Source organism: Robinsoniella sp. RHS (assembly GCF_001029355.1).
In the GTDB taxonomy this organism is placed as follows: domain Bacteria; phylum Bacillota; class Clostridia; order Lachnospirales; family Lachnospiraceae; genus Robinsoniella; species Robinsoniella peoriensis.
Genome location: NZ_JNGB01000086.1, coordinates 1 through 26,227, shown reverse-complemented (window position 1 = coordinate 26,227; position 26,227 = coordinate 1). Strand labels below are relative to the sequence as shown.

The 26,227-nt window shown below is 42.1% G+C and carries 25 protein-coding genes and 1 tRNA gene; 3 read left to right on the top strand and 23 right to left on the bottom strand.

What is annotated here, in order from left to right:
• The 19 genes from RHS_RS22380 to RHS_RS31660 form a co-directional block, all read right to left on the bottom strand.
• On the bottom strand, nucleotides 1-832 hold an 832-nt coding region (locus RHS_RS22380), incomplete at its 3' end, for an alpha amylase N-terminal ig-like domain-containing protein (protein WP_395023360.1).
• 289 nt (nucleotides 833-1,121) lie between these two features.
• Nucleotides 1,122-2,924: an ATP-dependent zinc metalloprotease FtsH gene (gene ftsH / locus RHS_RS22375; RefSeq protein ID WP_027295012.1), complete on the bottom strand. Its 1,803-nt coding sequence runs from the start codon at nucleotides 2,922-2,924 to the stop codon at nucleotides 1,122-1,124.
• 88 nt (nucleotides 2,925-3,012) lie between these two features.
• Nucleotides 3,013-3,534: a hypoxanthine phosphoribosyltransferase gene (gene hpt / locus RHS_RS22370; RefSeq protein ID WP_027295013.1), complete on the bottom strand. Its 522-nt coding sequence runs from the start codon at nucleotides 3,532-3,534 to the stop codon at nucleotides 3,013-3,015.
• Nucleotides 3,534-4,928, bottom strand: a complete 1,395-nt coding sequence (gene tilS / locus RHS_RS22365) for a tRNA lysidine(34) synthetase TilS (protein WP_047834415.1) — start codon at nucleotides 4,926-4,928, stop codon at nucleotides 3,534-3,536. Before tilS ends, hpt begins: the two co-directional genes overlap by 1 nt.
• A 167-nt stretch (nucleotides 4,929-5,095) precedes the next feature.
• Nucleotides 5,096-6,583: a SpoIIE family protein phosphatase gene (locus RHS_RS22360; protein WP_027295015.1), complete on the bottom strand. Its 1,488-nt coding sequence runs from the start codon at nucleotides 6,581-6,583 to the stop codon at nucleotides 5,096-5,098.
• 222 nt (nucleotides 6,584-6,805) lie between these two features.
• Nucleotides 6,806-6,879 (bottom strand) — tRNA-Met (locus RHS_RS22355).
• A 120-nt stretch (nucleotides 6,880-6,999) separates the two neighbouring features.
• Nucleotides 7,000-7,299: a septum formation initiator family protein gene (locus RHS_RS22350; RefSeq protein ID WP_027295016.1), complete on the bottom strand. Its 300-nt coding sequence runs from the start codon at nucleotides 7,297-7,299 to the stop codon at nucleotides 7,000-7,002.
• Nucleotides 7,277-7,774: a spore cortex biosynthesis protein YabQ gene (gene yabQ / locus RHS_RS31665; RefSeq protein ID WP_052431065.1), complete on the bottom strand. Its 498-nt coding sequence runs from the start codon at nucleotides 7,772-7,774 to the stop codon at nucleotides 7,277-7,279. The genes RHS_RS22350 and yabQ overlap by 23 nt, the downstream gene beginning before the upstream one ends.
• A gap of 6 nt (nucleotides 7,775-7,780) precedes the next feature.
• The gene (yabP, locus tag RHS_RS22340; RefSeq protein ID WP_027295017.1) at nucleotides 7,781-8,065 is read right to left on the bottom strand and encodes a sporulation protein YabP; all 285 of its coding nucleotides are present in this window, start codon (nucleotides 8,063-8,065) and stop codon (nucleotides 7,781-7,783) included.
• A 150-nt stretch (nucleotides 8,066-8,215) separates the two neighbouring features.
• Nucleotides 8,216-8,455 carry an RNA-binding S4 domain-containing protein gene (locus RHS_RS22335; protein ID WP_027295018.1) on the bottom strand — a complete coding sequence of 80 codons (240 nt, stop codon included), beginning with the start codon at nucleotides 8,453-8,455 and terminating at the stop codon, nucleotides 8,216-8,218.
• A 107-nt stretch (nucleotides 8,456-8,562) separates the two neighbouring features.
• On the bottom strand, nucleotides 8,563-8,838 hold the full coding sequence (locus RHS_RS22330; RefSeq protein WP_027295019.1) for an HU family DNA-binding protein: 276 nt from the start codon (nucleotides 8,836-8,838) through the stop codon (nucleotides 8,563-8,565).
• Between the two features lie 176 nt (nucleotides 8,839-9,014).
• Nucleotides 9,015-9,485, bottom strand: a complete 471-nt coding sequence (locus RHS_RS22325) for a MazG family protein (RefSeq protein WP_047834414.1) — start codon at nucleotides 9,483-9,485, stop codon at nucleotides 9,015-9,017.
• Nucleotide 9,486: 1 nt separating this feature from the next.
• Complete coding sequence (locus RHS_RS22320; RefSeq protein ID WP_027295021.1) at nucleotides 9,487-11,220, bottom strand: phospho-sugar mutase; 1,734 nt, start codon at nucleotides 11,218-11,220, stop codon at nucleotides 9,487-9,489.
• Between the two features lie 107 nt (nucleotides 11,221-11,327).
• Nucleotides 11,328-12,308, bottom strand: coding sequence for a CotS family spore coat protein (locus RHS_RS22315; protein WP_027295022.1), 981 nt, complete (start codon nucleotides 12,306-12,308; stop codon nucleotides 11,328-11,330).
• Between the two features lie 81 nt (nucleotides 12,309-12,389).
• Nucleotides 12,390-13,721 (bottom strand): CCA tRNA nucleotidyltransferase, encoded by a 1,332-nt coding sequence (locus RHS_RS22310; protein ID WP_047834419.1) that lies wholly within the window; start codon nucleotides 13,719-13,721, stop codon nucleotides 12,390-12,392.
• Between the two features lie 169 nt (nucleotides 13,722-13,890).
• A complete protein-coding gene (locus RHS_RS22305) occupies nucleotides 13,891-14,715 on the bottom strand; it encodes an undecaprenyl-diphosphate phosphatase (protein WP_047834413.1) in 825 nt (274 codons plus the stop codon).
• A gap of 113 nt (nucleotides 14,716-14,828) precedes the next feature.
• The gene (locus tag RHS_RS22300; RefSeq protein ID WP_047834412.1) at nucleotides 14,829-15,917 is read right to left on the bottom strand and encodes a DUF2974 domain-containing protein; all 1,089 of its coding nucleotides are present in this window, start codon (nucleotides 15,915-15,917) and stop codon (nucleotides 14,829-14,831) included.
• Nucleotides 15,918-15,992: 75 nt separating this feature from the next.
• On the bottom strand, nucleotides 15,993-16,733 hold the full coding sequence (locus RHS_RS22295; protein ID WP_047834418.1) for a DUF445 family protein: 741 nt from the start codon (nucleotides 16,731-16,733) through the stop codon (nucleotides 15,993-15,995).
• Between the two features lie 516 nt (nucleotides 16,734-17,249).
• Nucleotides 17,250-17,372 (bottom strand): hypothetical protein, encoded by a 123-nt coding sequence (locus RHS_RS31660; RefSeq protein WP_394910270.1) that lies wholly within the window; start codon nucleotides 17,370-17,372, stop codon nucleotides 17,250-17,252.
• A 149-nt stretch (nucleotides 17,373-17,521) separates the two neighbouring features.
• Between RHS_RS31660 and RHS_RS22290 the strand changes: the two genes are divergently transcribed.
• Together RHS_RS22290 and RHS_RS22285 are read left to right on the top strand one after the other, a co-directional pair.
• Nucleotides 17,522-18,025 (top strand): RNA polymerase sigma factor, encoded by a 504-nt coding sequence (locus RHS_RS22290; protein ID WP_047834411.1) that lies wholly within the window; start codon nucleotides 17,522-17,524, stop codon nucleotides 18,023-18,025.
• A 26-nt stretch (nucleotides 18,026-18,051) separates the two neighbouring features.
• On the top strand, nucleotides 18,052-20,208 hold the full coding sequence (locus RHS_RS22285; protein ID WP_047834410.1) for a beta-propeller domain-containing protein: 2,157 nt from the start codon (nucleotides 18,052-18,054) through the stop codon (nucleotides 20,206-20,208).
• Nucleotides 20,209-20,273: 65 nt separating this feature from the next.
• On the opposite strand, the gene RHS_RS22280 is transcribed toward RHS_RS22285, so the two are convergent.
• Genes RHS_RS22280 through RHS_RS22265 form a run of 4 tightly spaced genes read right to left on the bottom strand, consistent with a single transcriptional unit; the run spans nucleotide 20,274 to nucleotide 24,426 of the window.
• Nucleotides 20,274-21,122, bottom strand: coding sequence for a carbohydrate ABC transporter permease (locus RHS_RS22280; protein ID WP_027295029.1), 849 nt, complete (start codon nucleotides 21,120-21,122; stop codon nucleotides 20,274-20,276).
• A complete protein-coding gene (locus RHS_RS22275) occupies nucleotides 21,119-22,012 on the bottom strand; it encodes a carbohydrate ABC transporter permease (RefSeq protein ID WP_395023353.1) in 894 nt (297 codons plus the stop codon). Before RHS_RS22275 ends, RHS_RS22280 begins: the two co-directional genes overlap by 4 nt.
• Before the next feature lie 19 nt (nucleotides 22,013-22,031).
• A complete protein-coding gene (locus RHS_RS22270) occupies nucleotides 22,032-23,483 on the bottom strand; it encodes an extracellular solute-binding protein (RefSeq protein ID WP_047834409.1) in 1,452 nt (483 codons plus the stop codon).
• A gap of 31 nt (nucleotides 23,484-23,514) precedes the next feature.
• Nucleotides 23,515-24,426 (bottom strand): nucleoside hydrolase, encoded by a 912-nt coding sequence (locus RHS_RS22265; protein WP_047834416.1) that lies wholly within the window; start codon nucleotides 24,424-24,426, stop codon nucleotides 23,515-23,517.
• A 439-nt stretch (nucleotides 24,427-24,865) separates the two neighbouring features.
• On the opposite strand from RHS_RS22265, the gene RHS_RS22260 reads away from it, so the two are divergent.
• The coding region (locus RHS_RS22260) for a PfkB family carbohydrate kinase (protein ID WP_047834408.1) at nucleotides 24,866-26,227 on the top strand (1,362 nt) is incomplete at its 3' end.

Genomic DNA, 26,227 nt, shown 5'->3' with positions numbered 1-26,227 from the left:
CATTGCTTGCCTCCAGGTTCTCTTTGTCGGTTACTCTCTTAATGTATTTTGTCGCATGTGTATTATCTTTATCCCAGGGTTCCAGCACCTGTCCCCCATCACTTACAATTTTCCCATAATGGGGATCAATATAATCGTAATCCTGTATATCATATTTATGGTTGGATGGCGAAACGAATATCGGGTTAAAATATATAACTTCCACGCCTAAGTCCTGTAAATAATCCAGCTTATCCATTACACCCTGAAGGTCTCCGCCGTAAAACTCCCGGATTCCCATATATGCAGGACGTTTGTTCCAGTCTTTCACACCGGAAGCATGGTCTCCAATGTAAAAATATTCTCTGTCTTCCACATCATTGCTTTTATCCCCGTTATAAAAACGGTCCACCATGATCTGATACATAACTGCGCCTTTTGCCCAGTCAGGGGTCTTAAATCCAGGCATCAGAGCAAACGCATAGTACTCCTGCAAATTCCTGGATACACCTCTTTTATTATAAAAGCACCGAAACTTTCCGGTCTGTATTTCAAAATAATAGTGTAAAGGATTCTCTCCTACAGTAATTTCAATCTTATAATAGTCAAAATCCCCCAGGCTCTCTTCAAACTGCATTATAAGCCTGTCTGCGCCACTGATAAAATACACGGCATCTACATTATTTTTCGCTGTTCTGAAGCGTATTGTTACCGTCTCATGGGGTTCCGGTTCCATCGGCATCACGTAATTCTCAGTTTCATCACTAAACAATGCTTCCATATCGAAAACAGGCCGCATCCGCATTACATACTGCCATGATCTCTGTATCCGTTCCAATTGATTACTATCCATGATCACACTCCTTAATCATATCCTGATTCCATTCTATATCATTCCTACAGTTACTACAAGCCTTATTTGCTGTCAGAGCCTGTTTTCAAACGCGCTCTTATCCCAAAACAGTAAAAAAGACAGCCAGTAATCTGCTGTCTTTTTTGGAGAAGGTATTTCTTCTTATGGGGTGTAGCAAAAACTATATAATGTATTGGGGGGGGTTTTACGATGATTAGTATATCATCATTGTCCGAATAAGTGTGCACAAACTTCACAAATTTGCTTATCAATTTTTGTGCACTTTTCACTAAAACAGTGCTTCGAACTCTTCCCGGCCAATTTTTTCCTTTTCAATCAACAGTTTTGCACACTTGTGAAGCACTTCAATATGCTCCTCAATCATAGAACGTGCCTTTGTATGGGCATCGTCAATAATCCTCTTCACCTCTTCATCGATGGTAGTTGCAATATGTTCACTGAATGCTCTGGTATGCGCCAGATCTCTGCCGATAAAAACTTCATCATCGTCACTGCCGTAATGGATCAGTCCTACCCGGTCAGACATTCCAAACTGGGTTACCATCGCCTTAGCAAGCTTGGTAGCCTGTTTGATATCCTGGGAAGCTCCCGTTGTAATATCGTTCAGGACCAGTTCCTCTGCCACACGTCCGCCCAGATCTACAATGATGTTCTGAAGCATCTGCCCTTTGGTATTGAACATCTCATCCTTTTCAGGCAGCGGCATCGTATAGCCAGCAGCACCGGTTCCGGTAGGTATGATGGATATGGTATGCACCGGACCCACATCCGGAAGTAAGTGGAATAAAATTGCATGACCTGCTTCATGGTAAGCGGTAATCTTCTTCTCTTTTTCTGAAATAATACGGCTTTTCTTTTCCGCTCCGATACCGACCTTGATAAATGCACGGTTAATATCTTCCTGTTTAATATATCCTCTGTTATCCTTTGCTGCATAAATTGCTGCTTCATTCAACAGGTTCTCTAAATCTGCTCCGGTAAATCCTGCCGTGGTCTGTGCTATGGTTTCCAGATTTACATCATCCCCAAGGGGTTTGCCATTTGCATGAACCTTTAAGATCTCTTCCCGGCCTCTGATATCCGGTTTACCAACACCCACTTTACGGTCAAAACGTCCCGGCCTTAAAATTGCCGGATCCAGAATATCAACACGGTTCGTAGCTGACATTACAATGATGCCTTCATTTACACCAAAACCATCCATTTCAACCAGCAGCTGGTTCAAAGTCTGCTCACGTTCATCGTGGCCGCCGCCCATTCCGGTTCCCCTTCTTCTGGCTACCGCATCAATCTCATCGATGAACACAATACAAGGCGCATTCTTCTTGGCCTCTCCAAACAGATCACGGACACGGGATGCACCGACACCTACAAACATTTCCACAAAATCAGAACCGGAAATACTAAAGAACGGTACTCCTGCTTCTCCTGCCACTGCTTTCGCCAGGAGGGTTTTACCTGTTCCCGGAGGTCCAACCAGCAGTACACCTTTTGGTATTCTGGCGCCTACCTGAAGATATTTCTTTGGCTCCTTTAAGAAATCAACGATTTCCTGAAGGTCTTCTTTTTCCTCCTGCAGGCCTGCAACGTCTTTAAAGGTTACACGCTTGCTGTCCGGAGTGGTAAGGGTTGCTCGGCTCTTTCCAAAATTCATCATTTTATTATTCCCGCCGGATGCCTGACGATTCATCATACTAAATAAGAATATCATCATAACCCCCATCAACAGTACCGGGAAAATGGTTGTCATAAACATACTTTCTTTCGGAATATCAAATAAAACGGTTGGAACATTTTTTTCTGCAAGCTGAGCCTGGGACTCTTTTACGTCCGACACATTCAGCTTCTTGGTCGTTCCATCTTTTAAATATACATATAACTGTCCTGTTGGCACCTGGCTGTTCTGATGAATCTCTACTTTCACCACATTACCGCTGTCCAGCGCTGTGGAATATTCCTGAAGGCTGTACGTCTCCTGCATGGATAATCCGCCCCGCAGCATCATAAATGCTGCAACCACGAGCACGGCAATTACAATGTAGATGCCCCAATTTCTTGAACTCTTATTCAATGCCTTAAATCTCCTCTCTGTAATTCTCTGGTAGTACTTCATTGCGTAATAATGTACTAATATAACACCACGTAAGCTTCTGCGACAATTACAGCTCCACTACTCCGATATATGGAAGATTACGGTATTTCTGCGCATAGTCAAGACCAAAACCTACAACAAATTCATCTGGAATATTGAATCCCACATAATCCACTTTTACATCTGTAACACGTCGTTCCGGCTTATCAAGCAGCGTACAGATTGTCATACTGCTCGGTTTTCTTTCTTTCAGGATCTGTGCCAACCGGCTTAATGTTCTTCCCGAATCAATAATGTCTTCGATAATAATAATATCTTTATCCTCAACGGATTCATCCAGATCTTTTTTAATCTTAACTTCCCCGCTGGACTCTGTACCTGCCCCATAACTTCCCACCGACAGGAAATCCATTGTCACCGGTACAGTAATTCTCTTAGCCAGTTCACAGGTAAAAAATACACTGCCCTTTAATACACAGATCAAATGCACTTTCTTACCGGCATATTCTTCACTGATCTTTTCACCCAGTTCTCTTACTCTTTTGTTTACCTCTTCTTCCGGTATTAACACACGGATCTTATCTTCCATTAGTCTGCCTCCTGCTCCACTTGTATCTTTAATAAAATTTTTGTATCTTCTGTAACTTTATATGCCTCACTGATGCGATATCCCACAATCCACATGATATGGGGGCCATCCGCCAGGAGTAAGATCCGGTCTCTCTCATCCTGAGGAATTTTCTCATCAATAAAATAAGACTTTAATTTCTTTTTACCGCCCTCCCGGTTTGTGATAAAATAATCCCCGCTTCGGCGGCTGCGTAAAGAAACTGCATTGTATATTTTATCATAATCCAGCCATTTCGTATATGCTTTTTCTTTAATATTTTGGTTTTCATATATTTCCGTGGTAAAAATTACCCGCTTTCCACCGATAACGTAAGTTCCGGGCACCTGAACCTGCAATTCCTGCTCCTGAAAACCCATGTACGCCTTTTCCACAGGCTTTTCTTCTTCATTGGCAATGCAGATCTGGCCGGGAAGACGTTTCGCCCGATACCCGCCCGGCAGCTGAATCATTCTCCCTGACTGCAGATCCGGCAGTTTCATCAGATTATCGATATGGACACTTCCTATATCCCGGAGTCCGCATCCGATCTCTTTTAAACAGAACCGGCAGAGGTATTCTCTTATCACCTCCGGCTTTTGGGAAAAAATCGCCGTATCAATTAAGGCTTTCCCGTTTGAAATGCAGATACAGTCTTTTGCCTCCCGCCTGGAAGCCTCTTCCATATACGCTTCTATCTTCTGCAAATGCTGCCCCGTTTCTGCAATATGGGCAGTTGCTGCCCCATTTAATTCCTTTTCCAGATAAGGAAGGACATGGAGACGCAGCTTATTTCTGGTATAATCATCGGACAGATTCGTAATATCTGTCCGGTACGCTATCTTTCTTTCTGTGAGATACGACTCAATTTCGGCTCTGGATGTATCTAGAAGCGGCCGTATAATGCAATCCCGCACCGGTCTGGTTCCGCACAGCCCCCTGAGACCGCTTCCACGTACCAGATTCCACAATATTGTCTCTGCCTGGTCATTTGCATTATGGGCAACCGCAATCTTATTGCCATTAAGGCGTTCCATGGCATCCGCAAATGCCTCGTATCTAGCCTCCCTGCCTGCCTCTTCTACAGATATTTTCTTATCCCGTGCTGCTTTTACCACATCCACGGAATATAAATAAAAAGGAATCCCTTTCTCTTTACAAAGGTTATCCACAAAGTCTGCATCATCCAGACTGTCTTGTCCACGAATTCCATGTTCAATGTGGACAACTTGTATAGAAAAAGGAATTTTCTTTCTTACCTCCAGCAGCACAAAAAGCAGGCATACCGAATCAGCTCCTCCGGATACGCCCACTATAACACTGTCATTTTCTTCAATCATTTTATATTTCTGTATATATTGGAACACTTTCTGCATGCATCTCCCCCTGAATATTACAAGCCAGCTTACGCAATGCTGTACTGGTAGTTTGAAAGCGCTTTTCTTTCAAACCTGGCTCTCCCGTATTTTTATGCCGGATTTCTGATACTTCCGACTATATAACTACTAATATAAAGAATACTTATGGAAAATGCAAGCATCAATTACTTTTTCCAGACTCCTCCCACCAGTACTGTCATATCATCCATTGCCCTGCAGTTCTGATAAATAAGTACTCTTTCCAGAAGTGCTTTGGCAAATTCCCTGGCATTCGTTGTCTGAATCTCCATAATCAGCTCCTTCATCACCTCTTCCGCATTTTTAGGCGGCAGCGCATCCAGCACCCCGTCGGATATCATAATAATAAAATCTCCTGAAGTTAACTTTTTACTGGTGCAGTCAAAATCAACCGTCTGCAGCATCCCCACGGGCAGGCTTGTACTTGTGACCGCCTCAACCCAGTTATTCCGCTTAAAGAAAGTAGTGGAGGCTCCGATCTTCATCAGTTCGCAGCTTCCATTGTAAAGATCAATGGCGCATAGGTCGATGGTAGAAAACATCTGCATTCCCCCCTGCAGCACCAGCGCTGAGTTGATCATCCTGACCGCTGTTTCCTTATTGAAGCCTGCGTCCAGAAATTGTTCCAGCAGTTCAATGACTTTTTCACTTTCTTTACATGCACCGATGCCGGAACCCATCCCATCAGAGAGGCTCATGATCATCTGACCATTATCCCTGCTTAAGAAACCAAAATTGTCACCGGAAATCATTTCCCCATCTCTGGTTACCCTGGCCACACCATTTAAGACACTGAATTTGGTATCCGATACAAAAAGTACCGTACTGTACTCCCGGTTTATCATCATCCGGGAATCTTTAGCCGGTACCATAGGGCTTTTACAAATCTCACTGAGAACAATACCAATTTCTTTGGTAGAGACGCATCTCCCTTTCATAGACCTCATTGTCATAAATATCTGCTGCCTGTCCTGATCCTGCGGAAGCACCCATAAGTCCTTTACCACCACAAACCGCAGCCTCAGGCGCATCTTAACCTTTTCTCTGAAATCCTCATCCACATTTTTTACATCATAGACATTATCGGAAATCTTGCGTACAATATCAGCAGTTTCATGGAGCTGCTCCGCAACAGCGGATCTGTTTTCCAATAGGCGGTTGCTCCACAGCAGGTTTAGCTTAGCCCTTGAAAATACTTGTACCATTTCTTCCAGAAAAGTTCTTCCATGGATGCAGTACTCAATGAATTCCACCTGCTTGTCCGCACTGATCTCTTCCCCTTCTTCTTCTATCGCTGAAAGGATGTCATAGACCCTGCGGTAGGTATTGTAATGTTCCTTCTCCCAGCAGTTGCTGCACATGGCGCACTGGCTGCATATCCGGTCCTGTACTTCATGAAAAATTTCTTTCACATCACCCTGTGACAGACGTTCCTTCTGACAAGGCATACTGTGGAATGTATTTGCAAGATCCTGAAAAGAATCTGCTATCTTTCCAATCATTTCCTTACCCGGTCCGTTTACAAACTCTGTCGCCGGTTCGCCTTTTTCTTTTTCTCTCACGAGCAGCTTTAACAAATCCCATAGTATCCATAAGACACTTACTACGAGAACAGCTATGATGAAATCCCCCATGTTCTTAACCTCCCTGAAATTCTGCTCTTAAGGTGGTATTATAGACCGGGGCAAGAAAAATATTTGTCAAAAACAAGGATCAAAAACAAGGAATCTTTTGACAAAATGCGCGCAGGCAACGAGCCAAATGAACCCGCAGGCGCGTACGTCTGGCTCGTTGCCCGCGGCTAAAACGTATATACAAAAAAGGCACTATGGATAAACCATAATGCCTGATTTCAGTAGCGGAAGGGAGATTTGAACTCTCGACACCACGGGTATGAACCGTGTGCTCTAGCCAACTGAGCTATTCCGCCACAACGATACCCATTATATCGATTTCTTTCCCATTTGTCAACTGATTTTTGGAAATTTTTTTAATTTTCGAGTAAATTCGTTAAATACGTTCCATAAGACCCAATTCAAGGCTTCCCCTTCTATTCATCTTCCTTGAAAAGTATCTCATCCTTGTACACTAATCCCAGCTTGTCCCTGGCTACCTTTTCTGCATATTCTTTCGTCTGCATATAAGCCTTCATGTCTTCAATATCTTTCGCACGCTGCTCCTCTGCCTCAAGCTGCGTCTGGAGCTGTGCTTCCTGTGCTGTATATATGGCATTTTTCTGCTTTATAGTATTACTTTGAACAAACAGTGTCACCAAAAGAACAAGCACCACCGCTGAGATGCAAACCATACCCCGGCGGTTGCTGCCTCTATCTCTTCTTTTTTTGCGCATATGACCCTTCCTTACTAATTTTTCCCCATTTTTTTCTACGTAGTCTTATTTTACCCGCTTTTTTTCCAGATTTCAATGTTTTTACCAAATTCTTTCTTAAGAATTTTTTAAGTTTCGAAATTGGTCGGAATATGAAGCTGAATAATGTCGAAACCCAGTGGAATATGAAATTTAATGCGGTGGAAACCCCCTTGACAATGTAACCGCTCACGCTTTCGTGATATAAAATGACACCCAGCAAAATTCCCGCGATGGCAAATCCGCGAATCGCTCCATTATTTTTTTCATATATCATACAAAAAATGACGAAAGCAGTCACACACCAATAGAGAAAATCTTCCACTCCGGTAAGTATCGTACCGTGTTTGAAGACCCTTCTTAAGATCCTCAGCAAATCATATGCAAATACCAGTAAAACCCCTGTGGCAACCGAAGTCAGAAAGAACCATGTCTCGTTTTGAATTACTTCACTCATAAGCGCCTACTTGAACAGCCTTCCAAGCAGAGAGTCACCCTGTTTCTTGGAATGTCCGTTTTCGGAATAAATCAGACTGTCTATCTTCCCTTCGATGTCTACTTCCCCTTTTTCCAGTGTCAACCGGTTCACATGCAGCTCTTTTCCTTTTATCTGTAAAGTCCCCAGATCCGTTTCTAAAACCACTTCGTTTTCATCAAAAGAAAGCACATCCGATACTCCACTGATGGTTCCTGTCTTTCTTCCACTCATGGTTACCTTATGTGCTCTTACGATCTGTTTTTCATCCATAGAATCACCCCGCCTGGCAATATCTCTTTTTAATATATTAGCCAAAACGGGGTTTTATACATCTTTTTCAGATGCTTTTCTATTTAATTTTTTATGCCTGAAATCGTTAGGCAAATTCGGTCAGGAACCCCTTATCAGGATTACACCGGTCTACAAATAACGGTACAGTTCCTTCGCTTCATCCTTTTTTACTGTTTCCTGGACATCCAGTACCTCCACTTTGACAGCCTTCGTGCCAAACTGGATTTCAATGACATCGCCTTCCTTTACATTTGTGGAAGCTTTTGCGACTTTTTCATTGATGAGTACCCTGCCTGCATCACAGGCTTCATTTGCTACGGTTCTGCGCTTGATCAGCCTGGATACTTTTAAAAATTTATCTAGTCTCATTATTACCTCCATGCATATCGTAAATATCCTATGATACTCACAAATTGCCCTTCATGCCGACAAGCAAAAAGGGGAACCGAAGTCCCCCTAATCTTATCTTTACTGAATTATTCGTTGATCAAATCCTTTAATGCTTTTCCTGCTTTGAACTTAGGTGCTTTAGATGCATTAATTGTCATTGTCTCGCCTGTTTGAGGATTTCTTCCTTCTCTAGCTGCTCTTTCAGACACTTCAAATGTACCAAAGCCAACTAACTGGATCTTTTCACCTTTCTTTAATTCTTCAGCAACAACATCCGTAAATGCTTTTAATGCCTTTTCCGCATCTTTTTTGGATAATTCTGTCTTTTCAGCAATAGCTGCAACTAATTCTGTTTTGTTCATGGAATAATTCCTCCTCTGATTTCTCTTATTGTTCTATACAGAATATATTTATATTTTCGAACTCTATAACTCGCCTTGCAAGATAAGTCCTTATGTCTATTTATAAACTCTCGTACAGATTTTGTCAAGGAATTTCCGCTATTTATTGGTGTTTTCATCAAGAATTAAGAATTTATTCACAACAAATATTGCGCCATTTCCGCTTTCGCTTTTGTCAAGGCTCTTTTTTGTATTTCTTCCGTTTCTTTTGATTTTCCTTGTTTTTCCATTTTCTTGATATCTTCCCATTTTACAAGGACTTCAGCCGATGTTCCGGCATTTTCACTTGCAAATACATGAGGGTGCCGGCGGATCATTTTCTCCCCTGCACACTGGATTACATCTTCTATGGAAAATAAACCCTCTTCAGATGCAATCTGGGTATGTAATACCACCTGCAGCAGCAAGTCCCCCAATTCTTCACAGAGGTTCTCACTGTCACCTGTTTCGTTATAGATATCAATCGCTGCCAGCACTTCTGCAGACTCATTAATCAGACAGGACTTCAGGCTGTCATGGGTTTGTTCCCTGTCCCAGGGGCAGCCGTCCTTTGCCCTCAGACGGGCAATAATCCGGCAATAGTCCTCAAAGCTATACTGCCTGTCCATTTTAGAGCATCTCCTGGATCATAGCCAGTACTTTTTCTCCAAGAGCTGCGGACTTGTCATCTGCATCTTTCAGGGAAGTACCTTTCACACCATAGTAGAATTTTACTTTTGGTTCTGTTCCGGAAGGTCTGACGCACAGCCATGCATCATCATTTAAATCGTAATAGAGAACGTTGGAATTAGGCAGACCAGTTGGAGAAACTGCTCCTGTTTCCATGTTCTTAATCGTATCCTTTTTGTAATCTCTTGCAGAAAGTACTTTGTAATCGCCAATCTGTACAGGCGGATCATTACGCAGTGTCTCTAAGATCTCCTGGATCTTGGCAAGTCCTTCAATTCCTTTTAAGGTAATGGACTTAATATCATCTTTGTAGTAGCCGTATTTCTCATACATATCGATCATGGCATCCCAGAGAGTCTTACCCTGGCTCTTGTAATATGCCGCTGCTTCACACAGTGCCATCGTTGCAACAATCGCATCTTTATCTCTGGCATGGGTTCCGATCAGACAGCCATAGCTCTCTTCAAACCCAAACAGATAGGTTCCTTTGCCACTGGTTTCAAATCCAAGGATCTGCTGGCCGATAAATTTAAATCCGGTGAGGACTTCGATAAATTTCACACCATAAGCCCTGGCAATTGCTGCTGCCATATTGGTGGTAACGATAGTACTGATCAGTGCACCGTCTTCCGGAAGACCTTTTGATGCAGCTCTCTGACCAATTTCATAATCTGCCAGGAGACATCCGGACATATTTCCGGTCAACGTAATGTATTCTCCTGTTTTGTCATCTTTTACATAAACACCCAGACGGTCTGCATCCGGATCTGTTGCCAGTACCAGATCTGCATCCACTTCTTTGGCAAGCTTAAGTCCCAGCTCAAATGCTTCTTTCGCTTCAGGATTCGGATAGCTTACTGTTGGGAATTCACCGTCCGGCAATTCCTGTTCTTTTACAACATATACATTTTCAAACCCAAGCTCTTTTAATACTCTTCTTGCCGGGATATTTCCGGTTCCATGAAGGGGGCTGTATACAATTTTCAGATTCTTCTGTTCCGCTTTAATAGCATCCCAATGAATTACCTGGCTTTTCAGTTCTTCAATATATGCATCGTCAATATCTTGTCCGATTACCGTATAAAGTCCTGCAGCTTTTGCAGCTTCTTTATCCATGGTTTTCACTGTGCTGTAATCAGTAACCTTCTTAACTTCATCCATAATTCCGGTATCGTGCGGCGGCGTAATCTGAGCGCCGTCTTCCCAGTATACCTTATAACCGTTATACTCCGGCGGATTGTGGCTGGCTGTAATATTAATACCTGCGATACAGGAAAGCTTACGAACTGCATAGGAAAGTTCCGGCGTTGGCCTTAAGGATTCAAAAACATAAGCCTTAATTCCGTTTGCAGCAAGGCAAAGTGCCGCTTCATCTGCAAACTCAGGAGACATTCTCCTGGAATCGTATGCAATCGCAACACCTTTTTCTTTGCCGCCAACGCTTGCTATGTAGTTAGCCAGACCCTGTGTAGCCTTACGTACAGTATATACATTCATTCTATTTGTTCCGGCACCTATAATACCACGAAGTCCGGCTGTTCCGAACTCGAGATCCGCATAAAAACGCTCTTTTATTTCATTTTCATCATTTGCAATCCCTTTTAATTCATCTTTCGTGGCTTCATCAAAGTATGGATTGTTCAGCCATCCTTCGTAAATACTCTTGTAATCCATTGTACTACCTCCTGCCTAAGTTTATAATATACAGACGCTTTTCCACGTTAACGGTTGAAAATTGTCTCTGGGTACATTATATAATAGAAACAGGAAAAAAGGAATCATTATTCCAGTATTTTTAAGAAACAATTTCTCTGATCCTGTTGTTTCATCAGGATTTCCAGCTTTTCGACATTTTTCTGCGGGATCCATGCCTTGTTCATATTATAGTACTGGTTTGCCAGTTTCCAGAACTTTTCGGGATAATACAGCCGGAGCATCAGATGCTCCATTTCCATGTCGGAAATCCGCCTTACGCTTCCATATTCCCCCAGCATTTTCATTCCAAGGGCAATATTCCAATCCTGTTTTTCCAGGATTTTGCGAAGGAATTGATACAGATCCGTTACCGGGATATCATAGCGGCACTTGTCAAAATTGGTGGTCGAAACACCGTCACGGCCGATCAATATCTGATGCTGATTGTAGCATCCATGTATTAATTGTCCCTTGTTCAGCGATTCCTGACGCAGTTTCTCATAAGTAGATTCCTTAATACGGCGTACAGAATCCTCAGCCTGTTCAAAAAATACAGGAAAGCTTTCCAGAAACTTAGATTCGAACGCATTTTTACCTCTCCTGCTCCGCATAAAGGCACGTACCTTTTTTAGCTCCTGATTGTGGCGTTCCAGCTCCTCTACCAGGTCACCGCCCTGATAGACCATGTCCTCCTCTGTTCCCTCCATACGCATTACCTTATGAATCATTGCCAGGTTCTTAATGGCAATTGCGATATCTTCTTCATTTTTTGTATCACACTCTTTCCCTTCAAACCAGTCCTTAACGACATATCCATTCTCATCTCTGTCATATGAAACCAGGTTTCCCTCCATATTTTCCAATATGTAGTCTACATTTGAAACCCCATTCTCCTTCAGCAAAGCCAGGACCTTATTCTGGAAGGCAAGTCTCTTTGCCGAACCGGAAAACTCCGTTAAGAGTTTCTTTCCCTTATCTGTCTCGCAGATATAGGAGCCACGGCCTCTCCTGGTAGCGGCCACCTTTAAGTCATACTGTTCTAATACTTTTAAACCTCTATCGTTCACTCCAATCCCCCCAATCCCTTACTCCCTCTATCTTATGCGGGGGTATTCTAAAATATGAAGGAGTGTTTCTGAAAAGGTTTTTCACTTTTTTGTTTCATTTAAAATGCTCAGAAGTTCTTCTTTACTATTTTTCTCAGGATCATCCAGAACAACCTCTAAAAGTTTCGAAAGGCATATCCCCAGCTCTTTCCCGGGCTTCATTCCGGCTTCAATCAGATCTCTTCCGGTTACAGCCAGATCCTTAAGGGAAAGACATTGTTTTTCCTGTAGTATCGTATGGTAAAGTTCTTCAATACGCTTAAGATCATTTAGTTTATCTTCCTGCAGATAGGTGCTCTGTGCCAGAATATCTGCTTTTTGCAGCTCTAACAGCTTCGGAAAAAGATCTTCTCCTATTTTAAAGATTGCTTTCCTGACGCTTCTTGCATTTGTTCCCGGGTGATAATCATGATATTTTACCAGTTTTTCTACCTGATATAAGGTCTCATTATCCAATTTCAGGCGTTTCAGCAGAGCTTTCGCCATCTGGCTGCTCACTTCTGCATGTACATAAAAATGATCCCTGCCGGACTCATCCGTCGTTCTGGTAACAGATTTCCCAAAATCGTGGCACAATACACTCAAACGAAGAACCTTATCTGCTTTCACAGACTGCAGCGCCTTTAGTGTATGTTCTCCTACGTTATAAATATGATGAGGGTTATTCTGAGGTGTTTCCATCATCCGGTCAAATTCCGGAAGGATAACTGCTGTAATCCCTGCTTCATAGGCCAGGCGCAAGGTTTCCGGATGCGGGGATACGATCAGCTTTAACAGCTCCGTTTGTATCCGCTCCGCACTGATGTGACTTAAATTTGGTGCCAGTCTGCGGATGGATGAAAGTGTTGCCTCCTCAATCTGAAATCCCAGCTGTGCTGCGAAACGCACTGCACGCAGTATCCGAAGTGCATCCTCGCTGAATCTCTCCTCCGGATTCCCCACGCATCGAATGATGTGCTGTTTTAAATCATTTACCCCGTCAAATTCGTCCACCAGCCCCCGTTTTTCACTATATGCCATGGCATTAATAGTGAAATCACGGCGCTTTAGGTCTTCTGTCAGGTTAGAAGTAAAGCAGACTTCCTTAGGATGCCTGCTGTCCTCATATTCTCCATCAACCCGGTATGTGGTAACTTCAAAGCCTTCCTTGTCCAATAAAACGGTAACCGTTCCGTGCTGGATACCCGTATCAACCGTTCTCTTAAAGAGGGATTTTACCTGCTCCGGTTTCGCCGAAGTGGTAATATCCCAGTCATCGGGGTTACGAAAAAGGAGAGCGTCTCTGACGCACCCCCCTACCGCAAAACCCTCATATCCATTTTCTTCTAATTTTTCTATAATTAACTTCACCTGATCGGGTAGTATAATTTCCATAGTTATACCCATTGCATATTGCGGGCTTGCCTGCAATACTGCCACAATAAAACAGGTTGAAAGAATCCACTGTGGCTTCCTTTCTAAATCATAATTTTCTTTCAACCTTTACCTCCAAGTATATCCAATAGCTTAATTGAATACTGCCCCGGAAATTGTTTCTTCTTTCTTATCTTAGCATAAAAAATAATAATACGATGATACCAAGTACAATCCGGTACCAGCCAAAGACCTTAAAGTCATTTTTCTTAATATAACTAAGCAGGAATTTAATTACGATAATGGAAGACACAAAAGCAACTGCCATACCGATTAATAATATGGCAAGTTCCGCTCCGGTAAAATCAAATCCAAATTTCACTATTTTCAAAAGGCTGGCTCCTGCCATAACCGGAATTGCCAGGAAAAATGTAAATTCTGCCGCTACTGTCCTTGACAATCCCACCAGAATACCGCCTAAGATCGTTGCACCTGAACGGGACGTTCCCGGAAAAACAGCTGCAATCAACTGGAATATACCAATCCAGATAGCGGTTGTATAAGTAATCTCTGCAAGAGAATTAATTTTGGGTCTTATATGTTTATTCCTGTTTTCAATTACAATAAACAAAATACCGAATACAATTAAAGCAATGGCTACTGTCTGATAGTTGTAAAACCACTCATCAAACTGCTCTTCAAACAAAAGTCCGATAACTGCTGCCGGCACACATGCCACTAATATTTTAAACCACATAGAAAATGTATCTTTTTTTATAAAATATTGTTCCTTTGTTGAAAAAGGCCATATTTTATTCCAAAATAATACTACAACTGCGAGAATTGCTCCCAATTGAATTACTACAAGAAACATTGATAAAAACTCTTTTGAAACATTTAATTTCACTACTTCATCCAGAATAATCATATGTCCGGTACTGCTGATTGGGAGCCACTCTGTGATTCCTTCCACAATACCAAACAAAATCGCTTTTAAAATTTCTACTATATCCATAATCCTCTCCTTCACTTAATCAGGGTCTTAAATATTTTATCCGGCTATCTGATACCAGACAACGAACGTTGATAGTATATCATAATTTATGATCTTACTTCCTTATAAAATTCTTATTTTTTACTAATTCTTCCATTCTTAAATAGTAAAAAGATAATCTTTCGAATGGAACGTTTCGTGTCCTTATCCAGATGTTTAAAGGTACTCAGCATTGCCAGTGTGCTTTTATACCATTCTTCGGTCAGTTCAATTAAAGTAGCCGCTTCTGTACTTTTAATAATCTCAAACAACGAATTCACAAATTCCTGTCTCTGATCGGAAGGAATTGCACAAATCCATTGATTAAAAGCCTCGTCTTTGTAAAGGGAAGTCTTATAAATTTCTTCTGCATAATCAAAATCACCATTCTTGATCACCCAGGTATAGGGGTCATGCTGAAGGGCTCCAGTTCCGGTGCTCTTAACCACTTTATAGTCAATCTTATTCTGAAACATCATACCCACAAATGATTTCTCAGGAACAATTTTCTGGATTCGCTCTGAAATAGCTAAATACTCTGCCTTTTTGTATACATCATCCCGAAACCCCGGCCCGTCAAAACAGTCAATTTTAAAAATTCTGCTCTGTATCTCCTCCTGACACTCTATTCCGGCATACATTGCCACATTTCCGCCCTTGGAATGACCTCCCAGTACAATTTTGCCTTCCCAAAGTCCCCCTACCTTCTCCAGATAGCGCAGCGCTGCCACCTGAGTGGGGATCGGACTCATAAAAGCCATGTTAAAGTCTTCCTTCCAACCTACAATTGACTCATCCGTACCTCTGTATGCAATATAAATCCAGTCACCCATAAAAAAAGTGACTGCTGAAAACTGCATTTCCATTTCCTCATCCAAAATGTCCATAAAATAATTCATAGAAATATCCCGAAACCTGGGACTGTTATAAAGTGCCACATAAAAAGCCCGATACTGCTCTTCGAATCTGGTATCTCCGTATAAATGCTCATATTGGGGATGTCTGCGCAGACTCTTGATAAAAACCGGTCTCTTATTCTCTTCCAGTCCTCCTACAATCGTATCCAGTTTAAAATAGGATAACTGGCATAAAATCAAACTGTCAACCAGGTTAAATTCCTTCTCCTGAAAAGTCAGATGACCATACTCTTTCAAATAACTAATGGTATTATCCTTAATATTCATATATGCCCGCTCCCTTCCTGTTTTCTATCATTCTACCCGGATCAGAGCTGTTTTAACAGGAATCCGCCTCTATATTTAAAACAGCAGATTAATCAAGCCTAAAATAAAACCGATTAGTGCCCCAAGATTTACAATTGCATTCAATTCCTTTTTCATAATGGACATCAGCAGTTCTTCTACTTCCAGAACATCCATTTCATTAATTTTTTCCTGGACAATCCCTGAGATATTAATGTTTTCCATCATATCTCCCAGTTTTTCCTCTACCAGTCTCTCATATGCTTCAATGGCATAAACTCTGACCGGAACATCCGAGTCCTTCACCATGGTTACAATCCGTCCGATTGTGACATCGTTAACCTTTTTTGCAATTGGTTCCCGGAAATTCTCCAGCATCTTTTCATTTACCATCATAGCCAGAAAGCTGCCCTGCACCGATTCCAGAATCCCTTTAATGACTTCCCCTGCTACACTGCTTCCAATCTCATCCGAAATCTGTCCCAGCTGCATTTCATTTTCACTTTGTACCTCTATAATCCCCTCCAGGGCATCTCCTACTTTCTCTTTAATGCTGTCAGATAGCAGTACACCTTCCATCGTCTCCTTGGTCAGCAGTTGTTTTCCCACTGCCGCTCCTATGGCTTTAGCCAGGCGTTCCTTCCCCTTTGGAATAATCCCGGGAGTAAAAGGCAGCGTATACTTACCTATTTTAACCGGACGCAGCGGACGGAACATCATCTTAACCGCAATATAATTCGTACAATACCCTATCACCGCCCCTATTAAAGGTGCTGTTATCATTCGTATTTCAAACATTATTTTAACCCTCTCTTCTATATAAATAATAAAATCAAATATATATTTATGAACTTTTTCTTTCATCGTAAATTATATCTGAAATAAAGTCAAGACTGATATTGTATTTAGGTTTAGTTGAGGAAAGACGCTTTGTAGATGTAGGTAGTGTACGGAAAGAGGAGGGGGCAGACGCGATTGGCGTAAAGCAGCTGATCTTTAGAACGGAATTTGTTTTTCATTCTATAACCTAGAAAAAGGAGCAAACTTCCTTCTTCTGTTACGCAAAGAGCCGAAACATACTGCGCAGCATCCAATAAAGAACAGCCTGCCACAGCCCAGGGGTTCCAACCTGCTGAGAAAACCAGCTTTGTATAACGAATGCTATCTCGGAAAGATGGGTGTGGGAAACTGGTATGGGCGGAGGAAGCGCAGAGCAGAGCTGAGTATTTACTTAGCTTTTCGAAGTGTTTTTTGGCGGATAGTATTCGACTGGCTCCCATCTGATACTAAGCGGGTACTGAACCGAGAAATGCATCAGGATTTCTCGGTGAATACCCGCGTGCCGCCAAAAAGCGCTTCGGAAAGGTTAGAAAATACCAGTTCTGCGGCCAGCTGACGGAGCCCATGCCAGTTACCCACACCCATCTTTCTGTACACTACCTGTCATTTACAAAGCGTCCCTTACTCAGCGAAACCCAAATATATTTTTAATGCAACAATTCCCATATTATATTACACTATATCTATGAACTACATGTAGAACAACAGATGCCGCAGCCGTGGCTCTGTGGAAAAGGGGTGAGGTTATGGCAGATTTTGCCGAACTGGCATCAAAAGCAAAGCTTGGCCAGGCAGATGCCTTTGCGCAGTTATATGAATTAGTGTATCAGGATTTATACAGGTTTGCATTGTATACGTTAAAGAATGGCCACGACGCAGAGGATGTGGTAAGTGATACAATTATGGATGCATACTTGGAAATAAGCTCTTTGCGTGATGCAAGCGCATTTAAAGCATGGATTTTTCGTATTCTTGCGAATAAGTGCAAGAAACGCCTGAAACAGTATCTCCAAAAAACAACTGAATTACCGGAAGATTTTGCAGACCATGAACGTGATGTCTGCGAGGATATGGACGTGCGCAGAGCGTTTGCAGCACTGAACGATGAAGAACGTCTTATTCTTGCTCTGAATTTATTTGGCGGTTACAGCAGCCGTGAGATTGGAACTACGCTTTTATTAAGTCCCAATACGGTACGTTCAAAGCAAAGCCGTGCGCTGAAAAAAATGGAAATAATTCTTACCCGATAACCATTAACCGAAAGGAGTGTCTTATTATGGATGAAAAAGACCTTTTAAATAGAATAAAAAAATCAGCTGATTTTGTAGAACCGCCTGAATCGCTGGATCCGGATCATATCAAAGACCGGTTGGAACATTATACACCGCCACTGGATGCCGGAAAGAAAAAGAAATTTCCTGTTTATCGATTAGGCGCTGCCGCTGCCGTACTTTTAATTGCACTGATTTCCGTATGGACAGTGAATCGGATTCCAAATCAATCTATAAGTGAAATAGCTTCCGGATCTTCCGGTAATCAGGATGCGGGGGCGGGGGAAGGTTTAACAGAAGCTGCCACCGCCCCTGAAAACGGTCAGGAATCCTCTGTAGATGATAACGGTAATGATACCGTGATCTCTGAACCAAAAACCTCACCCGACGGAAAGGTCGCACCTATTCAGAATTATGATGTCCTCTACAACACCCTGGTTAAAAACTTTTCGATGCAGGAGGGAGGGATCACTAATGAAGCAAAAGCCAGCACAGGTGCCGGTATAGGCGGTGATATGGAAAGCAGCAAAGAAATGGCAGACGGACTTGCCGGGGGAAATACAGAGTCGAAGGCAATGGATACCGGAGCAAAAGACAGCAGCGATTATTCGTCTACCAATATTCAGGAAACCGGTGTGGATGAAGGTGACGTGGTAAAAACAGATGGAAATTACCTCTATATTTTAGGGAACGATAATAAGCTCCACATCATCGCCGCTGACGGCAGCAAGCTAAACGAATCCAGTTCCATTGATTTCAAAGACTTTTCTGAAACAATAGAAGAATTTTATATTAGCAAGAATATTTTAAATATTATAACTACTGCATCCACAACCACTATGCAGAGCGGATCAACTGAATCTGACGGAAGTATCATCGAGGACGACATAGCCTGGGTGGATTCCGCAGATGCAAAAAAAGACATCTATTCTGTTAACAGAAATCTGATTACAAAGTTATATACTTATGATATTTCAGACCGAAGCGCTCCCAAACTGACCGGAACCACGACGCAGGATGGGCATTATCAGACCAGCCGTAAAACAGGCGATTACATTTATCTGTTTTCAGAATATTCACCGGTTTTAAAACAAACCAGGGAAGACAGTACCATTATTCCCAAAATAAACGGCATAAATCTTTCTTCTTCAGATATTTATATCCCGGAGTTTTTAAATTCTCCTGCCTATCTGATCATTACTGCAATTAATATCAAATCGCCGGATACAATACTGTCAAAGAAAGCAATCGTTTCTGCGGCCTATCTTTACTATGTAAGCACTGAGAATATATATATCTGTACAAATGACTGGAATGGTTCCACTAATACTACACAGATTATGAAGTTTCAATACGAGAAAGGCAGTATCGCACCAGTAAGCGCCGCCGAAGCAAAAGGCGCGCTCAATAACTCCTTTTCTCTGAATGAACACAATGGTTATCTGCGGATCGTTACCACCTCCTATAGTGAGAATACCGGAAGTGTAAATAACCTGTATATTTATGACGAATCTCTGAACCCCTGTGGAAAACTGGAGAACCTGGCACCGGGTGAAACTATTCAATCCGCACGTTTCCTGGGTGATACCGGATATTTTGTCACATTCAGACAAATGGATCCCTTATTTTCTGTAGATTTGTCTGACCCAAATCATCCGAAACTCCTTGGGGAACTGAAGATTACAGGCTTTTCATCCTACCTTCATTTTTATGGCAAAGATAAACTTTTGGGGATCGGGTATGAAGTAGATCCGGAAAGCGGTGCTTATAAAGGAATGAAAATGTCAATGTTTGATCTCTCGGACCCCTCCAATGTCAAAGAGCTTCACAAATACATTATTAAGGATGCAAATGATTCCCAAGGTCTCATTAATTACAAAGCTATTATGATTAATCCTGATAAAAACCTGTTTGGTTTTCACTGTCGTACCGATGCTGATAATTATATGGTATTTTCTTACGATCCTGAGGATGGGTTTCAGAATAAACTTGTATATACCTTTAAAGGCACCGAAGATTACAGCCTTGCCATTAACAACGCCCGTGGCTTATACATCAATGATACCTTTTATCTGTCATACGGGCAGGATACCCAAAACCATATCTTAAGCTTTGATATAAATAATAACTTTACCCAGCTGGAATCCTTTAAAACGAAATAGAAAACTGCATTATATTACCCCTGCTTCCAGGTAAGAAGCAGGGGCTTTTTTCTAACTGATGTTAATTATCCTTTTACACCACTGCTGGTGATACCCTGCACAAAGTACTTTTGAAAGGGCAGGAATAAAAACAGCGGTATTAATGCAGATATCATGGAGCCTGCATACAGGCACGACCACAACGTGGAACGTTCCTGTTGAAAAGAAGACAATGAGATCTGTATGGTTCGTATTTCTCTGGTTCTGGCTATCAGCAGGGGCCAAAGATAGGAATTCCATTGATCCATAAAAATCATCAGCCCTGCGGTTATAAATACCGGAACAGACAGTGGTATAATGATTTTAAAGAAGATCGCAGGCAAAGCTGCACCATCCACTCTTGCCGCTTCTACCAGACTTCCGGGAATCTCCTTAAAAAATTGTACAAACAGAAACAGTACCAGACCGCTGGCAATTCCGGGGAGAATAATTCCCATCCGGCTATTCACCAGTCCGAACTTATCTGCTATGGAATATAACGGAAGCGCGATTGCCTCAAAAGGTATCATAAATGAAAGCAATATGATACCAAATAATATCTTCTTAAACCTGAAATCAAATGCTGCAAATGCAAAAGCTGCAACGCTGTTAACAATGCAGCCTAAGAATATAGATACTACCGTTACGAACAGCGTGTTTAGAATCGGCTGCAGAAAATTAAAGTCCGTAAAGATCTTCACATAAGCCTCTGCCGTAAAGTTAACCGGAAGCAGTGTGTGTATGGAAAACGGAAGCGCATATTTATATAACTCACTATCATTTCGAAAAGATGCGGATATTCCCCACAGTAAAGGAAAAAGCGTAACCAGTACCACACAGGCAAGTCCAAAATATATTGCCACATTTTTTATAATCTTTTTTTGTCTTCTGCTCATGCCCTCTTCCTCCCTTTCTTTTTCTTCCCGTTTGTATCATCATCCTTATCTGATAAAATAAAGGACTGCAGGCAGCAGATCAATACGATGATAAGCAGCAGCACAGTTACGATTGCAGAAGATCTGGGACGGTCGATAAACTTGAATGCAGATTTGTATGCCTCAAACATCAGCACGTTTGTACTATTTTCAGGCCCTCCATTTGTAATCATCTGCATCGGTACAAACAGAAGTACGTTTGCAGTGGTATTTGCAATAAATACAAATAGTAAAACACGCTTGATAAGAGGAAGTGTAATCCGGGTTGTTGTCTTTATCCAACCGGCACCATCAATTCTGGCCGACTCATAAATGGATGTATCGATGTTTTTAAGCCCTGCCAGGATAAACATCATCCAGTAGCCCACACCCTTCCAGGTTGCAATAATAACAATACACCAAAGTGCCTGGCTCTTGCTGATCAGGAATCCCTGGGCAGGGATTCCAAATACACTTAATAAACTGTTGATAATACCGTTATTAGGATTAAACATCATGTTCCATAAAATAGTGGCTACTGTCAGTGAAATGGTTACCGGCAGATAAAATATTGTGCGGAAAATCCCAATGCCCTTAATGGTAGTATTGGCAAGCATAGCTATGAGGAATGCCAGCAGTACCTGAAGTGGAATCATCACAATATTAATTTCAATAGTAACCCATAAAGCATTCCAGAATACAGGATCCTGAAATAGGGTCAGATATGTATGTAAGGTGAATTTTGAATCAATGATAATTCCCTCCAACAGCGTACTTATAATCGGAGATATTTTAAATATAAGTATAAGCGCAAATGCAGGCAGTATCATAAGGTAAGGAATAAACCAGTATTTTTTAGTCAGATTAAACACGATATCACCTCTGTGCCTTCTATTTTTTGTATTTTTCCATTGCAGTGTTGATTTGAGATACTGCATTGTCAAGTGCCGTCTTCACATCAGTACCGTTGCGAATATCTTCCCAGGTATTTGTGATTACCGTATCATACTCGGTGTAACCTGGGGTAAGTGCCCTTGGAACAGCTGTATTTGCTGCTTCATATGCTGCTATTTTCATAATACCATCGGCGTTGTCATCATTCAGAATTGCATCTACTGCTGCCTTCGTGGATGGAACGTCATGGTTAATATCAAGCCACATGTCATTTCCTTCTCCTAAAGACAACCATTTGATAAAATAAGCTGCCAGATCTTTGTTCTGGGAATTAGCCGGGATACCAAAATGCCAGCTTCCTGTTGAAGTTCCCACCTGATCCTCATGTCCTTCAAAAGCCGGAACCGGACAGTAACCATAGTCTTCAAAACTCTTCTGTGCACAATTTGCCTCCGTCCAGGTGCCGCCGACCATAAATACCACTTTGCCAGCCGTGAAGGTATCCGTAACCTCATCTGCTGTAATCCCTCTGAGCGAAACTCCTTCCTGGTAGAGATTCTGATACCAGGTACAAGCTTTTACCCAGCTTTCATCATTAATGACACCATCTACCCCGTATCCGTCATCTCCGATATTTTTTCCTCCCAGACTGTTTGCAAGAGGATTCATCTGGTAAGTTCTGCTTACCTGCTGAAACATAAGCCCGGCAATTCCCATAGTTCCATCCGGATCAACTGCAGCAAGGGTGTCTTTCGCCATTTTTTCTACCTGTTCCCAGGTCAGGCGGTTCTCAGTATCCGACTCCGGCATTTCTATACCCGCCTCTTGAAGCAGCGCCTTATTGTACCAGAGAAGCTGGGAAGAAGTATTCATTGCAGGAGCATAGAATTTCCCATTCCAACTGCCTGCTGTCACTGCCGAGTCTATAAACTGCCCTTTTTCTTCCTCGGTAAAATATTCATCCATAGGCGCCAGATAGCCCCTGTCAGCATAACCTGCCACCATTGGAACATCCACGCTTAATACGTCATAATCAGAGGAGCCTGACCCCACTTTCACTTCTATTACTTCAAATAAATCCTTAAAAGAATACCACTCTGTCTTTACCGTTGCTCCGGTCTCTTCCTCAAATTTTTCTATCAGAGGTTTTGTCTGACCTTCCCATGCATTGTCACCTACTCCCTGTGATACCCAGGTAATTGTCTGCCCTTCAAAGGGCTTTTGGGCAGTATCTGACTTTGCATCTGCTTTGTTAGAATTCCCGGCTTTGCCGTCGCTGCTCTGAGACTCAGCTTCCTTGCCGGTATCACTGCTTCTCTTTTCACTGCCTGCTGTTTCCCCTGTTCCTGACGCCTGCGTCTCTTTCTCCTGACCTGTTCCTGCACAACCGGTCAATGCAGATACTGTCATCGTTACCGTTAATAATATTGCTGCAACTCTTTTTTTCATCGTAATTTCCTCCATCATTTTCTTCTTATATTTAACTTGTCAGTTTATGAAATAAGTCTTCAAACAGCCGGTCTCTGTTAATGGCATAAACATATTTAATCAGATGCCGTGTCCGGTCAAAGGCATACCGGTCATCGTACTCCGGAACCGGGCTGTGTTCATAACGATCCAGCATAAAGGACTCATCCAGCAGCCATGCTACCGCCGCAACATCCCAGATTGCCCTGCTCCAGCAGGCGCTTTCTTCATATTTGTCCGCCTCCGCGGCCGTTACATCTACCAGATAGTCACAAAGCTTGTTCTTGCCGGACAGCCAATACTTAAGTTCCGGACCAGTAGTCGCAAAATGGGAAACAACTCCCATACAGGGCAGCTGTACCAGCGGTACTTTTGAATCAAACACTACTCTGGCTGCCGCAACATCCTGGAATAAATTAAACTCCCTGTTATCGTGCCAGTCATAGGCATGTCCCCCCAGCCAGATCACTACCACCCTGTTTACAATTTCCGGTTCCATTATAATTGCAGAAGCAATGTTGGTAATTGCACCTATGGCAATAATATAAAGAGGATTATCCTCTTTTCTCTCCATAGCTCTTTCCACAAGATCTCTTACTGCAGCTGATTCTACCGGCTGCGATTCATCCGGCAGATATTTAACCGCCCCCTTAAAGACATTTTCCTTTAAATCCTCCCGTTCCATCAGCTCCAGCACATTCATAATCTCCTGATAGCTCTTCTCCATTCCATCTCCGGGTCCAGCAGACTTTTCATTGTGAAAAGGTGCCGCATAGATTGCTTTCAGCCTTAATTTCTCCCCTGACTTAATCAAATAAGCCAAAGCATACTGGTCATCAATCTCATTGTAAGTGTCCGTATCGATTACAACGTCTACCGGACCTGCCGGTCTTTCTAATTTTCTGATTAATTCCTGGTCTGTCATTTCAACTTCCTCCTGTAAGAGAATTTTTATTTTACGCATCTTCTCAATTTCTGCAAATTCTGTCCTGCAGATCACATGCGTATTTTTCTTGTGTATATAAGATGATAGATTTAGTATACAATTGCAGTTCTATACTTTGCACTAAGAATATAAGCTGCAACATCAATTAAGTTCCTCTGCTCCTCCTTTCAAAATATAATTGCTAGTTTAGGAAAATAATTTTCTTAAATCAATTTCTTGATGTTATCTTATCACGTTTTCGTTTTATGTCAATACTATTCCTCATACTTTGTTAGATATAACTATTTCAGAAAATTGTTTTTTGTGCTATTTATACAATTTAAGTCAAATAGCAATTGACAAAATACAGTTCATATATGATAATTATGTCATTGCAAGCACACCTGACAACCTTTTTTAAACTTGGAGTAATAGTGATATGACAATTAAAGAAATTGCCGGTTTAGCCGGTGTATCCATTTCCACCGTTTCTAAGATCGTAAACAGCAAGGATGAGAACATCAATGCCGAAACCAGAAACCGTGTTTTGAAAATCGTTAAAGAATATAATTATACCCCCTATTCCTCGGCAAAAATTGCATCTACTGCTAAAACTTTTGTATTGGGTGTATTATTAAAATCCGCCTCAAAATCCCGTCTTCTGCTGGATGGAATAATGTCCACCGCACGGGAAAACGGCTATCATATTTTAATCTGTGACAGTATTAACAGCGCGCAGGAAGAGTTGAAAAATATAACTGCACTCTGTAAAAACAAGGTAGACGGCGTTATCTGGGATCCGGTAAGCAGCCAAAGCCTCTGTCACGGGCACCATTTTGCAAAATTGAATATTACATATGCTGTTTGTGGATCATCAGCTCCGGATAACAGCTATTGCATTGATTTTTCCTCTCTGGGGTACCAGGCCGCCAGGATTCTGGTTGAATATAAACATCATAAAATTGCCTGTCTCCTGTCACCCGGCACACACCGCTCACAGCTCATTCTGGAAGGGTTCAAAAAATGCCTGTACGACAATCAGATTCCGTTTACCGACAGCATGGTTCTATCAACAGATTCTGAAAGCTGGTATTCAGATATTGTCGCGCGGAAACTCACCGGCATTTTATGTTCGCACTTTTCATTATGCCTTGCTCTCTACGAACAGCTGGACAAATTCCATTATCGGATTCCATATGATATTTCTCTCATTACGCTGAAGGATGATGTCCCGGGGGAGATTCAATACCCTGGAATTTCCGGTATTCCGGTTCCTTACTATGAATTTGGAAAATTTATTTGCAGACACTTGATTGAAGAATGTGAAAAAAGAGAATTCTCTGATCTCAGCTTTTACCAGACATCCCTACTGGACCACACTGCCAGCCTGGATGTTCCCTATCCAAACCGTTCCCCGAAAATTGTAGTGGTCGGAGGCATCAATATTGATATTACATTAAATCTAGATGAGCTGCCTCATTCCGGAAAAGCAGTCAGCACAAGCCGTTCCACTACTTTCCCGGGAGGGAAAGGGGTAAATCAGGCAATCGGCGCTGCCCGCCTGGGTCATCCCGTCTCCCTGATCGGCAAGGTTGGAACTGACTATGATTCCGCTCTGATTTACAGTGCTATGAAGGAAAATGGTGTAGATATACAGGGAATCGGAAGGGATCTTAGCGCCAGCACGGGAAAAGCTTACATACATGTACAAAATGACGGGGAAAGTACGATTTCTATCCTTACCGGGGCAAACCAGAATGTGACAGCCCAGGATATTATAAATAATGAACGGCTATTTGAA

Bases quoted from the DNA above. Each gene is read 5' to 3' on its own strand.
- RHS_RS22270 (WP_047834409.1), bottom strand. From the start codon at position 23,483: ATGAAAAAAAGAGTTGCAGCAATATTATTAACGGTAACGATGACAGTA.
- RHS_RS22330 (WP_027295019.1), bottom strand. From the start codon at position 8,838: ATGAACAAAACAGAATTAGTTGCAGCTATTGCTGAAAAGACAGAATTA.
- RHS_RS22305 (WP_047834413.1), bottom strand. From the start codon at position 14,715: ATGGATATAGTAGAAATTTTAAAAGCGATTTTGTTTGGTATTGTGGAA.
- RHS_RS22360 (WP_027295015.1), bottom strand. From the start codon at position 6,583: ATGGGGGATTTCATCATAGCTGTTCTCGTAGTAAGTGTCTTATGGATA.
- RHS_RS22280 (WP_027295029.1), bottom strand. From the start codon at position 21,122: ATGAGCAGAAGACAAAAAAAGATTATAAAAAATGTGGCAATATATTTT.
- RHS_RS22310 (WP_047834419.1), bottom strand. From the start codon at position 13,721: ATGGAAATTATACTACCCGATCAGGTGAAGTTAATTATAGAAAAATTA.
- RHS_RS22295 (WP_047834418.1), bottom strand. From the start codon at position 16,733: ATGTTTGAAATACGAATGATAACAGCACCTTTAATAGGGGCGGTGATA.
- RHS_RS22300 (WP_047834412.1), bottom strand. From the start codon at position 15,917: ATGAATATTAAGGATAATACCATTAGTTATTTGAAAGAGTATGGTCAT.
- RHS_RS22350 (WP_027295016.1), bottom strand. From the start codon at position 7,299: ATGCGCAAAAAAAGAAGAGATAGAGGCAGCAACCGCCGGGGTATGGTT.
- yabP (WP_027295017.1), bottom strand. From the start codon at position 8,065: ATGGATGAAAAACAGATCGTAAGAGCACATAAGGTAACCATGAGTGGA.
- RHS_RS22320 (WP_027295021.1), bottom strand. From the start codon at position 11,220: ATGGATTACAAGAGTATTTACGAAGGATGGCTGAACAATCCATACTTT.
- RHS_RS22290 (WP_047834411.1), top strand. From the start codon at position 17,522: ATGGCAGATTTTGCCGAACTGGCATCAAAAGCAAAGCTTGGCCAGGCA.
- yabQ (WP_052431065.1), bottom strand. From the start codon at position 7,774: ATGAGTGAAGTAATTCAAAACGAGACATGGTTCTTTCTGACTTCGGTT.
- tilS (WP_047834415.1), bottom strand. From the start codon at position 4,928: ATGCAGAAAGTGTTCCAATATATACAGAAATATAAAATGATTGAAGAA.
- hpt (WP_027295013.1), bottom strand. From the start codon at position 3,534: ATGGAAGATAAGATCCGTGTGTTAATACCGGAAGAAGAGGTAAACAAA.
- RHS_RS22285 (WP_047834410.1), top strand. From the start codon at position 18,052: ATGGATGAAAAAGACCTTTTAAATAGAATAAAAAAATCAGCTGATTTT.
- RHS_RS22265 (WP_047834416.1), bottom strand. From the start codon at position 24,426: ATGACAGACCAGGAATTAATCAGAAAATTAGAAAGACCGGCAGGTCCG.
- RHS_RS22335 (WP_027295018.1), bottom strand. From the start codon at position 8,455: ATGAGACTAGATAAATTTTTAAAAGTATCCAGGCTGATCAAGCGCAGA.
- RHS_RS22325 (WP_047834414.1), bottom strand. From the start codon at position 9,485: ATGGACAGGCAGTATAGCTTTGAGGACTATTGCCGGATTATTGCCCGT.